At 44.4% G+C, this 15,017-nt stretch carries 12 protein-coding genes; 7 read left to right on the top strand and 5 right to left on the bottom strand.

Annotation, left to right across the window (positions count from 1 at the left end; genetic code table 11):
- Positions 1-16 precede the first annotated feature (16 nt).
- The 4 genes from AC51G0_RS25640 to AC51G0_RS25655 all read right to left on the bottom strand — a co-directional run bounded on the left by AC51G0_RS25640 (position 17) and on the right by AC51G0_RS25655 (position 4,847).
- Complete coding sequence (locus tag AC51G0_RS25640; protein ID WP_496302399.1) at positions 17-1,273, bottom strand: carbohydrate porin; 1,257 nt, start codon at positions 1,271-1,273, stop codon at positions 17-19.
- Between the two features lie 538 nt (positions 1,274-1,811).
- A complete protein-coding gene (locus AC51G0_RS25645; RefSeq protein ID WP_496304200.1) occupies positions 1,812-3,041 on the bottom strand; it encodes an ABC transporter substrate-binding protein in 1,230 nt (409 codons plus the stop codon).
- A gap of 58 nt (positions 3,042-3,099) precedes the next feature.
- Positions 3,100-3,951 carry a carbohydrate ABC transporter permease gene (locus AC51G0_RS25650; RefSeq protein WP_496302400.1) on the bottom strand — a complete coding sequence of 284 codons (852 nt, stop codon included), beginning with the start codon at positions 3,949-3,951 and terminating at the stop codon, positions 3,100-3,102.
- A complete protein-coding gene (locus tag AC51G0_RS25655) occupies positions 3,951-4,847 on the bottom strand; it encodes a carbohydrate ABC transporter permease (protein ID WP_496304201.1) in 897 nt (298 codons plus the stop codon). The genes AC51G0_RS25650 and AC51G0_RS25655 overlap by 1 nt, the downstream gene beginning before the upstream one ends.
- A 551-nt stretch (positions 4,848-5,398) precedes the next feature.
- Between AC51G0_RS25655 and AC51G0_RS25660 the strand changes: the two genes are divergently transcribed.
- From AC51G0_RS25660 to galM, 5 genes are all read left to right on the top strand, one after another.
- The gene (locus AC51G0_RS25660) at positions 5,399-6,526 is read left to right on the top strand and encodes an ABC transporter ATP-binding protein (RefSeq protein WP_496302401.1); all 1,128 of its coding nucleotides are present in this window, start codon (positions 5,399-5,401) and stop codon (positions 6,524-6,526) included.
- 668 nt (positions 6,527-7,194) lie between these two features.
- A complete protein-coding gene (galE, locus tag AC51G0_RS25665; RefSeq protein WP_496302402.1) occupies positions 7,195-8,205 on the top strand; it encodes a UDP-glucose 4-epimerase GalE in 1,011 nt (336 codons plus the stop codon).
- A gap of 99 nt (positions 8,206-8,304) precedes the next feature.
- Complete coding sequence (locus tag AC51G0_RS25670) at positions 8,305-9,360, top strand: UDP-glucose--hexose-1-phosphate uridylyltransferase (protein ID WP_496302403.1); 1,056 nt, start codon at positions 8,305-8,307, stop codon at positions 9,358-9,360.
- Positions 9,361-9,384: 24 nt separating this feature from the next.
- A complete protein-coding gene (gene galK, locus AC51G0_RS25675; protein WP_496302404.1) occupies positions 9,385-10,575 on the top strand; it encodes a galactokinase in 1,191 nt (396 codons plus the stop codon).
- 18 nt (positions 10,576-10,593) lie between these two features.
- Positions 10,594-11,661: a galactose-1-epimerase gene (gene galM / locus AC51G0_RS25680; RefSeq protein ID WP_496302405.1), complete on the top strand. Its 1,068-nt coding sequence runs from the start codon at positions 10,594-10,596 to the stop codon at positions 11,659-11,661.
- A 116-nt stretch (positions 11,662-11,777) separates the two neighbouring features.
- Here the strand turns inward: galM and AC51G0_RS25685 are convergent, their stop codons facing one another.
- A complete protein-coding gene (locus AC51G0_RS25685; RefSeq protein WP_496302406.1) occupies positions 11,778-12,782 on the bottom strand; it encodes a substrate-binding domain-containing protein in 1,005 nt (334 codons plus the stop codon).
- Between the two features lie 527 nt (positions 12,783-13,309).
- Between AC51G0_RS25685 and AC51G0_RS25690 the strand changes: the two genes are divergently transcribed.
- Together AC51G0_RS25690 and AC51G0_RS25695 are read left to right on the top strand one after the other, a co-directional pair.
- Positions 13,310-14,761: an SLC5 family protein gene (locus AC51G0_RS25690; RefSeq protein ID WP_496302407.1), complete on the top strand. Its 1,452-nt coding sequence runs from the start codon at positions 13,310-13,312 to the stop codon at positions 14,759-14,761.
- A 102-nt stretch (positions 14,762-14,863) separates the two neighbouring features.
- Entirely contained in the window at positions 14,864-15,001 is a 138-nt protein-coding gene (locus AC51G0_RS25695; protein ID WP_496302408.1) for a hypothetical protein, read from the top strand.
- Positions 15,002-15,017: the final 16 nt, after the last annotated feature.

Genomic DNA, 15,017 nt, shown 5'->3' on the forward strand with positions numbered 1-15,017 from the left:
TATTTAAATAAAAAACTTAGAACCAGATTTCGAACTCGTAGCCTAGGCGGAACTCAGAGTCGTCACCGTCATCATTGATACCTTGACCGCCGGTTAATTCGTCGTCTACACCTAAGTATGTCAGTGTAATGCGGCTAACAGGGCGAGCCCAGTATCCTGCGTCCATTTGGAATGATGGTCCCACTGCCAGCTTGTATTTAATACCGTCAGCTGCATCATCACCGCCTTCATTGTTAAAGTCTGATACAGCACCTTCTGCGACCCAGGCAAAGCCTTGGCTAATTGTTTTGTGTAGACGTACCGCGACAGTTAAGTGGGTTTCAGTATTGTCCCAAGCATCGGCCTCAAATGATTCATATAAGAATACAGGGTTTATATCAAGGCCTTGGCTTGGGCTAAATAGACCATCGAGTGCAATTTTATAAGCGGTATCATCTTCATTAGCGCTTAACGATTCGTTCCAGCCCAAGTGGTCTTCAGTTACGCCTTTACCATATTGGGCTACTATCTTCGAATAGCCATCGGCCAGACCGTAGTAGGAGTCAAAACCGTAGTTCACTGTCAACTGAACCGATGATTCCGCAACACCTTGAGCCTCAAGATCGACGTCATTGAAGTCAGCGACATCAATGTACATAAGTTCGGCTTCCAGTTTTCCTTGTCGGACCCTGGCAGCAAGTGCATGGCTTGCGACATCACCATGCCAATTCCAAGTCGTTTCGGCACCAGAGTCATTTTGTAAGAACTGGATATCAAAGTTTTTGGACTCATAGCCGATACCTGTTCCCATCAGACGACGCCACTTATAGTCTAAAATATGGAAGTCAGCTTCTTGCTTGCGACTACCCACCCAGATGTTGGAGCCTTCGGGCATGAAATCAAAACCGCCCATCTTTAAATAGTTGCGGTCATTTTCCCAGTCACCCGAATCACCGTAACCATCACTACTATTTTGATCAGACGCCCCACTTTTATGCATGTCGCCATCCCAGCGGTTAAATTCGAGGTGATAGTATGCCCAAAGGCCGTTATCAAAATCGAGGTCTTTAGTAAATGCAGCGGCAATATAGGTGTCAAACTCGTTGCCGAAACGCCCCAGGTGATGTTCGTCTAGCTTGTTAACATTCTGTCCACTGGCATTCAAACCACCACCTGTACGCATGTAACCAGTAAAATTAAACAGGTCATTTGATACTGCAGACTCTGCTTGTGAAGTTAAAGGCATTACAAGAAGTGCTAAGGAAAGGGAAGATGCTACTTTTTTCAGTTTCATGAAACGTCTCCATATTATGATTTTTTATGTATGGGTCCTAACTCATTCAGGATCCTAACATTGCCATGGAAGCGTTTACATTCTTTCTGTTGTTTTTTTGTTCGGTTTATTAATTAAGATCCTAATTCTAAGTGATTGGTCACAATATTATCATTTATGTGGTAATAATTTGCCTTTTGAACATATTTATTTATAAGATTGAAGTGAAAACGATTTCACTTAAGGCTTTAATGGAAGGGCAAAAAAAAAGCTCAAAGAAACAGTGCTTTGAGCTTCATGAGAAATGGAAACAAACTTATATTATTAATGTTATTAGCGCTGTAAAGCGATATAACCTTAATAAAAAGCTATCAATGAGATGGTTTGAGTTAGGACCTCAAAGATGACGTTTCATTTATGATCATGTAAGACATAAGAATACGTTAGCCATTGCCAACAATTCAAGATTTACCGTGATCGAAACGCATTGAGGTCCTAATCAAGGTTGCCACATTAGTGGCAACCTGTTTGGCCAAGCTAACAATCGAGTGATTGCACCTTAATTTTTGAAGGTTCTCGCGCGAACTCTCTCTAGGCGTTTTAGGATTTTATCTAAGCGATCGGGGTGAACCATGAACTCCTGGAAGGCCTTCATTCCTTCCTTAGCCATGGCCGGATTGGTATCACGGTCATAGAACTGTGCGGTACCGTCGGCCTTATTGAGCATTGCAATCCCCTTATTCAGGTACTGATTGTCATGAACTTGTGCCTTGTTATTGGTAGGGATCTGAAGCAGTGCCTTGTTGATCGCCGTCTGGTTCTCTGGTCTTGCCATGAAGGCAAGGAATTTGCGGGCTTCGTCTTTATTTTTTGCCTTGCTAGGGATATGGATAGTATCCATCGGAGCATCTTCAGCCATACCCACATCAGGATTGATCGTCGGGAACTGCATAAAGGCCATCTTGTCACTCATCTCCTCTGGGAAATTAGGAACAATAAAATTGCCGATTAGATACATCGCGGCCTCTCCTCTATACAGGAAAGGCTGGGCTTCCTGCCAGGAGTAACCTGCGTGATTTTCAAGGAAATAACCATTATCGATCAGCTGTTTCCACGTTTTGAATGTGTTCTTAACCCGTTCGTCGGTATAGGCAATTTTCCCGGCCATTAAATCATTATGGAACTGTAGGCCATTAACCCGAAGGTTTATGTAGTCGAACCAGCCTGCTGCTGTCCATAAGTACTTGGTACCAATAGTGATTGGTGTAACGTTATTGGATTTTAGCTTTTCGGAAGCGGCCAGGAATTGATCCCAGGTCTTGGGCTCTGCAATGCCAAATTTATCGAAAATATCCTTACGGTAGTAGATACCCCATTGATAATAAGTAAATGGTACTCCCCACTGCTTGTCATCAATAGTCATTGCAGGTGTTGCGCTCGCAAAATCCTGATACATATTATTCTCGGCCCAGAGATTACTGACATCTTCTAGCAGGCCGCGATCAACAAATGCTTTCATGCGGTTACCGGCATACCAAAACACGACATCCGGCGGGGAAGTAACCAGCCAGTTACGGATAGTTGTTTTGTAGCCCTCTTTGTCATACAGGTTATATTTAACCGTAATATCCGGGTTTTCTTGTTCAAACTGCTTAATGATGTTCTCGAAAGCAGCTTTTGGTGCTGGATCAGCCTGATCAGAATTTATAACCAACTCTGCAGCATAAGCGGTAGATGCCATCGACACCGCTAAAGCAGTAGTGGTGATGAGTTTTTGTATTTTTTTCATCATATGTCCTTACGGGTAGGGTAGTTATTACACTTCACTCAATCAACGAATCAGGTATTTATCCTTTGGTTGCGCCGAGGGTAAGCCCAGCAATAAAGTGCTTTTGCATTGCGAAGAACAGTGCAACAGGGGGAAGTGCTGCAACAACAGCGCCAGCAGAGATGAGGTTCCAAGATGCTAGCCATTGGCCTCGCAGAGCACTGAGGCCAGCAGTAACTGGGCGAACCTCATCACTTTGAACGAGCACAAGTGCCCAAAAGTAATCGTTCCAAATAAAGGTGAAAACGAGTACAGAGAGTGCAGCGAGCGCAGGACGTACTAAGGGTAAAATGATATGCCAGAATATTTTAAATTCACTGACACCTTCCACTCGTGCCGCTTCTATTAGCTCATTTGGTAAACCAACGATGAAGTTGCGCATGAATAGCGTACAAAAACCAGTTTGAAATGCGATGTGGAACATAATCAAACCAAGGTGGGTATCGTACAAACCTGCACTTATGGTCAAATCCCTAACTGGGATCATTAGTATCTGGAACGGAACAAAATTACCTGCAATGAAAGTAGCCAATAGCCAAATGTTAGCTTTGAACTGATATTTAGCGAGTGCAAAACCAGCCAGTGTCGATAATGCAACAGCCCCCATAACTGCAGGCAAAGTAATAATTAACGAACTAAGTAGGTATTGGCCCATATCAGTACTTTGGAAAACCATTAGATAGTTATCCATCAGATTAAAGCTGGATGGCCACCCCCAGTAGTTACCTTGGTTTATATCTTCAATAGAACGAACTGATGTCATCAATACGGCGATTAAGGGCATTAGCCAGAGTATAATCGTAAAGGGTAATGCCGCACGATAAGTAATATTTACAAAACGTGAAGACTTGTTTATTGGTTGCGGGAACATTACTTTTCACTCCTTAACATGCGTGTTAAGAAAAAGGCGATATATGCCGCCATGATGAGGAATAAAACAACGGCCACAGCCGCGCCATACCCCATGCGATAGTTAAAGATGGACTCTTCATACATCATGTATGCTAGTACTGTCGAGCTGCCCCATGGTCCGCCTGCTGTCATCGTCGCCACTAAGTCGAAAGAGCGAAGGGCCCCAATAACAGTAACAACAACAGCAATGAAGGTCGCAGGTGAAAGCTGTGGCAAAATAATGTGTCTCAATAGTTTGAAACCTTTTGCATTATCAAGTCTTGCTGCTTCAATGAGTTCAGGGTTTAGATTATTTAAGCCGGTTAAATATAGGATCATGCAATAGGCAATTTGCGGCCATAATCCGGCTGCAATAATCCCAAACGTGACGTATTCTTCGTTTGATAACAATGCAATAGGCTCGCTACCAAAGAATATAAGAATACTATTTAATAACCCTAAACTAGGATCATAAAACCAGGTAAATACGAGTCCGATAATAACCTGAGAAATGACAAACGGGAAAAAGAACAGTGCTTTTACGAGCCTGATCCCTTTAACTTCCTGGTTAAGAAACAAAGCAATTGCCAAGCCCAAAGGAGGGGCTAGCATGAAAAGTAAAAGCCATAACATATTGTTAGTAAGGGCTTGGTAGAAAACCTCAGAGTCAAATAGCTCAATATAGTTATCAAGTCCTACCCATACTTTGTCACCCATGCCATCCCAGCTATATAGGCTGAGAGTAAAGCTTTCTATAATCGGATATAAGACATATAGAGCAAATAGCATTAGTGCGGGGGCCATGAAAACCCATGGTACTAAGGATATTGGAATAACTCTTTTATTCTGCTTGTTAGAGTTATCTGCTCTATCCATCATTGTTTCTGGTGGAGAAGTTTGAGTCATAGTGTACTCCGGTTCCATTCTTAGCGGAGATGCCTGCTACTGTAAGTATACTTATCTTTACTGTTTCACTTGTTCTAGGCGCTGTTCTAGTAGCCGATTAACTGACATTGAATGATAAAAGTCATTTCATGCTAATTAAGATAGCGACATCTATGATAGGAAAATGTGCGCAAGTAAACGTTTCCACGGATTTTTAAGGTTGGATGTACAAAATGTGATGGTGATCTTACTGTTTTGTATTGAACTTGTGATTGCTCTGTGTGAATTGGTAACTATGCGTATGTTTGGATTTTGATATTAACTGTATGTTTTTATTTGTATTACATACTGTTGGTGATTTTTTTGGCAGCAGCGTTATGGGGAGGGGGGAGTATCTGCTGGATCACAAAAGCTTAACCTTTATGAGTAAATTGCGCTGGTAACGTTTACTTTTTTTTGAGCTTGTCATAATCTGTTTAATGTTCTAGTTGTTCTCCTAATAGCCTATAAAACTGACGTCCGACAATCATAAGGATGTAACAATGGCAGATATAGCACTAAGCCGTGCGGTAAAGCGCTTTGGTAAAATAGAGACGATTCATGGCATCGATCTTCAGATTGATGATGGTGAATTTACTGTATTTGTTGGCCCATCTGGCTGTGGTAAGTCAACGCTTCTGAGGTTGATTGCAGGGCTTGAAGACATTACCGAGGGTGACATCCATATTGGCGGGCGAAACGTCAATAATGTCGAACCTGCAGATCGTGGTGTGGCTATGGTCTTTCAGTCCTATGCGCTGTACCCGCATATGACTGTTGAGGAAAATATGGGCTTCGGGTTGAAAATGGCTGGCGAACCAGCCGGAAAAATCCGTGATCGAGTGAGGCATGCCAGTGACATTTTGCAACTTGATCAGCTGCTAAAGCGAAAGCCTAAGGAACTTTCAGGTGGCCAGCGCCAGAGGGTAGCCATTGGACGCGCAATTGTCCGTGACCCTGAAGTGTTCTTATTTGATGAACCGTTATCGAATTTGGATGCCGAACTACGTGTCGAGATGCGTATTCAAATAGCTAAACTGCATAAGCAACTTGCTAACACTATGGTTTATGTCACCCATGATCAGGTTGAAGCCATGACGCTGGCAGATAAGATAGTGGTGCTGCGAGATGGTCGCGTTGAGCAGGTGGGATCACCACTTGAGTTGTATTATCGCCCTGCAAATGAATTTGTAGCGGGTTTCATCGGTTCACCAAAAATGAATTTTATTCCGGTGGTAGTGATAGCGAAAGATAGCACGCAGGTAACACTGAGTCTGCCTGACGGACAATTACTAGAGTTAGATGCAAAAACTAACGGAATAAATGTTGGCCAAAAATTGAAACTGGGTATTCGGCCTGAACATATTCTTACTAATGGAGAAGGAGATTCGGCACTGAGTATCGAGTTTAATTCTGAAGTGGTTGAGCGTTTGGGTAATAGCACTTATTTATTTGGAAGTTATGCTAATTTGGATAATTTCAAAATCCATATCCCTAGCGATAAGGCAATAGTGACAGGTAATGTGCTGCCAGTGAATATGGAGAGTAAAAACCTGCATCTTTTCGACGAAGCAGGCCTGTCAATAAGAGAATATTCTAATATTGAAATACCCTCACAAATTTGTGCCTGAGGAAGAGGTTATAACTTGAACGAGCTGCATAGCTGTACTGGCTATGCAGCCTATGTTCAATTTTAATACTAATCCAAATAATTATTTGGCAATTGTTCCTCATGGAAAACGACTATCTAGTTATTTAGATAGGTTTACACGATATTTAAAAATAAGTAGCAATAAAAAAAGTCTTCTCGGTATTTGCAATACAACTTTGCTGTATATGAAGGGCTGTCCTGTGAAAGCGTAACTTTGCTTGCTTGGTTTGTCGGTTGTTATTTATTCATTACTCCATGTGACAATTGAGTGAGCACTGGCGCTTTCATTTCACTGAGCATGTATCTGCTGGGTAGCTCCTTTCCGAGATGTTATTGAGTTTATATACCGTATCTTTATCGAACAGCGACTACTCTATGCTTGCGGTGAAACGATTACACCAATTTGGTGGTTTGTTAACATGATCTATCGTATTACCTCGGATTTATAACGTTATTCATTGAATTTGCCATGTTTACTCTGATAGATTTGCTGTGTGATTGTGGAAACGTTTACACTAACTGTGGGTTTGATCACGGAATCATCGCCAGTTTGGCTGTTACACTCGCTGTCAGTTAGAGGTGGTTGGTTCTTCTCTGGTCGGTACGTTAGCCGCCAACCAACCGGCAATCAGAATTGGGAGAGAAATCGTGAAGGTATTAGTCACTGGAGGAATGGGGTACATCGGCAGCCACACTTGTGTGCAGATGATAGAAGCCGGTTTAGAGCCCGTTATTCTGGATAACCTGTGCAACAGTAAAGAAGCTGTTCTAGGACGCATTAATCAGCTGACTGGTGTGACACCAGTCTTCTATCAAGGTGACATTCGTGACCGTGAAATTCTCGATCAGATTTTCAGCGAACAGAACATTCATTCTGTCATCCATTTTGCTGGTTTGAAAGCGGTTGGCGAGTCTGTTGAAAAGCCGCTTGAATACTACGATAACAACGTACACGGCACCTTAATGCTAATGGATGCAATGAAGAGCGCAGGCGTTAATAGCTTGGTCTTTAGTTCTTCAGCAACCGTTTATGGCGATCCGGCTGACGTACCCATTAACGAAAATACACCAACAGGTAATGTGACTAACCCTTATGGCCGTAGCAAATACATGGTCGAAGAATGCCTGCGTGATATCCAGTATGCAGCACCAGAAATGAGCATCACCCTACTGCGTTATTTCAACCCTGTAGGCGCGCACCCATCGGGCATTATGGGTGAAGACCCACAAGGTATTCCAAACAACCTAATGCCGTTTATCGCGCAAGTTGCAGTAGGACGCCGTGAGTTCCTATCGGTATTTGGTAACGACTACCCAACACCTGACGGTACTGGTGTGCGTGATTACATCCACGTGATGGACTTGGCTGACGGCCACATTGCGGCATTGAATGCGGTGGGGCAGAAAGGTGGTCTTCACATATACAACCTAGGCACCGGCAAGGGCAGCAGCGTACTTGAGATGGTCGATGCGTTTAGCGAGGCATGCGGTCATGACATTGCTTACAATCTATGTCCGCGTCGCCCTGGTGATATCGCAGAATGTTGGGCTGATACATCAAAAGCAGCACAAGAGCTAAGTTGGAAAACGAAGTTGGATGTGAAAGCCATGGCACAAGATACATGGCGCTGGCAGTCAAACAACCCGAACGGTTACTAAACAGATTGTAAACCGGGAAGGTAAGGCTTACCCCGCTTTTTCCCGGCTTAACCCAAAATTAAATCGCTCGTCGTTGAGCAACTAAATATTGAGAGCCCTATGTTTGATAATACATTCAACCCGGTTGATCACCCACATCGTCGCTATAACCCACTAACTGATCAGTACATCCTTGTTTCTCCTCACCGTGCTAAGCGTCCTTGGCAGGGGGCAGATGAGACACCAGAAGTCGCGGATGATACCAAATACGATAGCGGTTGTTTCCTGTGTCCGACGAATACTCGGGTATCTGGCGATAAGAACCCAGACTACCAAGGTACGTATGTATTCAACAATGACCATGCAGCACTAACGGTTGATACACCGGATGCTCCAGAGTCAGGCAACCCGCTATTTCGTTGCGAAAGTGCACGTGGCCTTAGCCGCGTGATTTGCTTCTCGCCGGATCACAGCAAAACGCTCCCAGAGCTACCAGTGACAGCTATCCGCAGCGTTATCGATACCTGGAACGATCAAATTGAAGAGCTTGGCCAAGAGTACATCTGGGTTCAGGCCTTCGAAAACAAAGGTGCTACTATGGGCTGTTCACAGCCTCACCCACACGGTCAGATCTGGGCAAACAGTTTCTTGCCAAATGAAATTGCGAGCAAAGACGTTAATCTACGTGCTTATTACAAAGAAAACGGCACCAACCTGCTAGTTGACTACGCGAAAGCAGAAATGGAAGACGGTTCTCGCACCGTTGTTGAAACCGAGCACTGGATCGCTGTTGTTCCTTACTGGGCGGCTTGGCCTTTTGAAACTATGCTGATGCCGAAGACACACATCCGTCGCATAAATGATCTGACTGACGAGCAGCGTGACGACCTGGCACTTGCTATCAAGAAGCTAACTAGCCGTTACGACAACCTATTTAAATGTTCATTCCCGTATTCAATGGGCTGGCACTATGCGCCGTTCTTCAAAGAAGGCGACACATCAACTGACCATTGGCAACTACATGCATTGTTCTACCCGCCACTACTTCGCTCTGCGACTGTGCGTAAATTTATGGTGGGCTACGAAATGCTGGCAGAAAGCCAGCGCGACCTGACTGCTGAACAGGCAGCAGACAAGTTACGCACACTAAGCGACATTCATTTTCGTGAACAATAAGCAGAAATTAGCAGGAATAAAAAAATGACCAATCCAAAATTACAAGCACTAATCGATGCAGTAAACACTTCTTTTGCTGATGTACTCGGCTACAAAGCAACGCACATTATTCAAGCTCCGGGTCGTGTAAACCTGATCGGTGAGCACACAGACTACAACGACGGTTTCGTTCTACCATGTGCGATTGACTACCAGACAATCGTTGCTGCTGCACGTCGTGACGACAACATCGTTCGTGTTGTTTCTGTTGATTATGCTAACGAGACAAAAGAATTCGATCTGACTGAAGAGATTACTTTTGACAATGACTGCATGTGGATCAACTACATCAAGGGGGTAGTGAAGTGCCTACGTGGTCGTGGTTACGAGTTCAGCGGTGCTGATATCTCTGTCAGCGGTAATGTACCACAGGGGGCGGGCCTCAGTTCTTCTGCTGCGCTTGAAGTGGTTATTGGCCAGACATTCAAAAGTCTGTACAACTTGTCTATCTCTCAGCTGGAGATCGCCCTAAATGGCCAGCAAGCTGAAAACGAATTTGTTGGTTGTAACTGCGGCATCATGGATCAGTTAATTTCTGCTGAAGGTGAAGAAAACCACGCGCTGCTTATCGACTGCCGTTCACTCGAAACCAAAGCGGTTTCAATGCCAGAAGACATGGCAGTTGTGATCATCAACTCTAATAAGAAGCGCGGCTTGGTCGACAGTGAATACAACACCCGCCGTGAGCAGTGTGAAGAAGCGGCGCGCATCTTCGAGGTGAAAGCTTTGCGTGACGTGAATATCGAAAAGTTCAATGCCCGTGTGGCAGAGCTGGACGAAATGGTTGCTAAACGTGCTCGCCACGTGATTACTGAAAACGACCGCACAGAAGAAGCCGCTATTGCGCTAAGCAATGGTGACATGAAGCGTATGGGCGAGCTGATGGCTGAATCCCATGCATCTATGCGCGATGATTTTGAAATCACAGTGCCTGAAATCGACTTTATTGTAGAAACAGTAAAAAAAGTGATCGGCGAGCAGGGCGGTGTCCGTATGACTGGCGGCGGCTTCGGTGGCTGTGTGGTTTCAATTATGCCACCAGCGCTAGTTGATGACGTGAAAGCGGTAATCGAAGCGACATACGAAGCAGAAACAGGCCTCAAAGAAACGATTTATGTCTGCAAAGCCATGGCGGGCGCCGGTGTGGTTAACGTATTAAGTGCGGTAGCGGCTTAGGCCAAGTGAGGTGTTACCATGGCGGTAGAAAATAACTTGAAGGAAACCATGACAGCGGAGGTGGCCTATGACGGTCGCCCTGCCGAGGTGTTTAGCCTTACCAATGCACAAGGCATGACAGTCACTTTTATGGATATCGGGGCAACCTGGTTGAGCTGTCAGGTGATGGTGGAGGGCAAGGCCAGGGAAGTGCTGCTGGGTGTTAGCTCAATGGTACAACATCAACAGCAAATGGCCTATCTTGGTGCCACGGTTGGTCGTTATGCCAACCGTATAAAAGCTGGGCAGTTCAGTTATCAAGAGCAGGATTACCAGCTGAAAACTAACCAGGCAGGTAACTGTCTGCATGGTGGTCCTAATGGCTTTGATCAGCGTCGTTGGCAAGTTGAGCAAGCTGAACCACAAGCATTGGTATTTTCATTACAGTCGGTAGACGGGGATCAGGGTTTTCCTGGCAACCTCACCACCCGGGTATGCTATGAACTATCCGATGACAATGAGGTGACTATCCGTTATTTCGCCACGGTTGATAAGCCTTGTCCGGTAAACTTAACCAACCATGCCTATTTTAATTTAATGGGGGCCGAAGCGGGTTATGATTGCCTATCTCATCAGTTACAAGTGAATGCGGCATACTATTTGCCAACCGATAATCGAGGTATTCCGCAGGATGGGTTGAAGCCTGTTGCTAATACAGGGTTTGATTTTACGGCAAGCAAAACGATCGGCAGGGACTTTTTGGTTGATGGGGATCAGAAACGGGTATCCGGTTATGATCACTCCTTCTTGCTCAATGATGAATGTCAAGGTGGTGAAGGGATAGCTGCCCGGTCGATTTCGCCGGATCGTAAGCTTATGTTGGAGGTTGTGACGACAAAACCAGCAGTACAACTCTATATAGGGAGTTTTCTAGTCGGTTGTCCCAATCGTTCTGGTAGTGAATATGCTAATTTGGCAGGTTTTGCGCTTGAAACGCAGTTTTTGCCCGACTCGCCGAATCATCCTGAGTGGCCACAGCCATCATGCATTTTGCAACCTGAGCAAAGCTATCAGCATAGTACCGTTTATCGGTTTGTAACAGCTTAAGTCAATTTCCCCGAGGACTTAACTGATAATAAAAAAGCCCCAGCTGTTTTGTTTCAGCTGGGGCTTTTTTATCGGCTCAATACCCAAAGAGTAAGTAGTGCCGCCTAAATATTCAATTAGCTGTCAATTTTACTTACTGACAGGCGACGAACTAGGGTAGGCACAAACATGCGTGTCTCACTTTCAACGCTGCCACCTTTTGCCAGTCGCAGAGAAAGCAGGGCGGCTTGTTCAGCCATCATCTGAATTGGGTATCGTACTGTTGTCAGTTTGGGGTGCAAGTACTTGGCAATGAGACCATCATCAAAGCCGATTAACGACATTTGGTCAGGTGCGCTGATCCCGTTTTCATCCAATACTGAAAGTGCACCGGCAGCCATATAGTCGTTGTATGCCGCTACTGCAGTAATTGGTAAATTCTTCGCAAGCAAGTTTGTCATCGCACTCTCACCGCCTTGCTCATCAGGGCTGGCAACTTCGATATAACTCTCCGAGCTGGTAAGGCCATGTGCATGCAGCGCATCAAGATAGCCAGCTTTACGTTGCTCGACATCTTCAATGTTATGGTTCGAGCAAACATAGCCAATATTTTGGTGGCCGTGGCGAATTAAATACTCGGTGGCAAGGTATGAACCCTTATGGTTATCAAGTGCGATACATCGTTCAGCGATTTCAGGAATATATCGGTTAATTAACACCATCCCAGGTACTTCTTGAGCAAAGGCAATCAGCTCTTCGTTACTTAGCCCTTTACTATGGATCACTAAAGACTCACAACGGCTATTGATGAGTAGCTCAATGGCTTCTCGCTCGGTATTGGCATGATGATACCCATTACCGATCAGAAGATGCTTGCCATTGTGGCGGGCTACACCGTCGACAGCTTTAACCAGGGCACCGAAAAAAGGATCGGAGACATCACCCACCAGTATTCCCATGGTATTGGTCGATTGACTGACCAAGGCGCGTGCATTGGCATTCGGACGATAACCCAGTTTGCGCATAGCCTGATTGACAGCATCTATCGCCTTTAGGCTGGCTTTGGGAGACTTGTTGATGACTCTTGAAACAGTCGCAACGGATACTCCAGCCTCTTTTGCTACATCTTTTATGGTTGCCATAAATTACCTCTATATTGCCAGCGACGCCATTAAACAATGGTTGTGAAAATAAGGCAAATCGAGATTACATTATTGAAGGGTTTGTAGGTTTTAATCTCTTACTAATCATATCACAACGACGTGTAAACGTTATCATATCGTACTGACTAATAAAACTCTAAAACTATCATATGACTGGGGCTTGTGATGAATGACAGGGTTACTCTGTTTTTTAATGGCTTGTTTCAATAGAAATACTGTCTTTACTTTGAATCAGAATGGTCAGAAAAATGTGATCAATTCGTAGTTTTTCATCAAATTATCGTTAGTAGGGTAAACGTTTCCATTAGTGTTGCTTTGATCACAGATCATTTGGCTAACACATACTAAGCTTACTCTCAGTGTAAAGGAGAAAGGGGTTTATAACTTAGTAAATAATAGTCGAGATTTATTCTCGTTTTTTATTGCCAAATTGTGTAAACGTTTCCACTTTATGTGTTTAAGCTTCATCAATAACATGAAACAGCTCTACAAATAAGGAATTAACCATGGATTCAGCAATTCAGCTAACAGTGTTTATCGCACTGACAGCGCTGGTCGGCTATTTAACATATCGCAAGTGTGCCGAGGCCGGTCCGCGTGGCGATGGAACAAAAGATTACTTTCTGGCTGGCGGCGGCTTGTCTTGGGTATTTATCGCCGGTTCTATTACATTAACTAACTTAAGTACTGACCAGTTGGTGGGTATGAACGGTAACCAAATGGGGCTACTTGCCATTTGGGAACTATGTGGCTTTATCGGCTTGTTAATTCTGGCTAAAGTCTTTGTACCGATTTACTACAAGTATAATTGTACAACGACGACGGAATTACTTGAGCGACGCTATAACAGTAAGCACATTCGTGCGACGGTGGGTAGCCTATTCTTGCTTGGTAACATTTTCATCTACCTGCCAGCAATGTTGTACGGTGGTGCGCTATTTATGCAGACCATGTTCAATGTTGAGATTGGTCTGATGCCTATCGCCATTATGTTTGCTGTTGTCGGTTCAGCTTATGCAATCTTCGGTGGTTTGCGTGCTGTTGCCGTATCGGATACCTTCAGTGGCGTAGGCTTATTGGTTATGGCGTTGCTGATTGTATTCCTTTCGCTAAGTGCGATTAACTTTGATTTCTCAGGTATTCCTGCAGAGCGTCTAACACTGATCGGTGGCCCAGACTCGCCTGTGCCATGGCCAACACTGTTTACCGGTATGTTGTTTATCCAGATCTTCTACTGGAGCACAAACCAGACCATTACTCAGCGTGCAATGGCTGCTAAGAATGTTAAAGAAGCACAGAAAGGTGTACTAGCCGCAGCCACTATTCGTATCCTTATTGTTCCGGCAATTGTGGTTATCCCTGGTATTGTCTCTTACAAATTGTACGGTCAAATTGGTGATGCGGCATACGGTCGTATTGTTGGTGACCTACTGCCTAGCTGGCTATCTGGTGCTTTTGCAGCCGTAATGGCGGCAGCGGTATTAACCAGCTTTAACTCTGTACTGAACTCATCAGCTGCACTTTATGTGTGTGACATTCACCAGAAATACTTCAATGAAACACCGAATGTAAAACGCCTGAGTACTATCGTATCAATCAGCTTTGTACTGCTTGCAGTGTTCCTTGTTCCAGCTTTTGCAACCGCAGATAGCCTGATTAACTTGCTGCAGCAGCTAAATGGCCTATTGAGTATGCCAATTCTGTCTGCCTTCATTACTGGTCTGTTGTTCCGTAATGTTCGCGCAGAAGCTGTGATTATGGCCGTGGTCTTTGGTACTGCTCTATATGGCTTCTTTACCTTTGGCTGGACGCCAATTCACTACATTCACTTAATGTTTGTCACTCTGATTGCTTGTGTAATCTTTGCTCTGGGTGTGAACAAGTTTGTATTCAAGAATAAGGCTGAGCTTGTATACGGTAAGAATAAAGAGCTGGAGACGGCAACTGAAACAAATTAATCAGTTAGACATTGGCTATTGTTTCTAAAGTCTACTATTGAATCGGGCGCTTCTTCGGAAGTGCCCGTCTTTCGCAAGATGAAGCGAGTAAAAGGTTGCGATATGAACGGCGAACTTTTTCACCTCCAAAGTAAAGCCATCAGCCTAATCATCAAGCCCCAGTCTATGCCGGAAATTGTATATTGGGGCAAATGCCTTCAGAGCCTGGCCGTAGGTATTATTTCTGCTGGTGACCGGTGAGACATTCAATGAAGTG

It is taken from the genome of Photobacterium sp. HL06 (genome assembly GCF_059552575.1).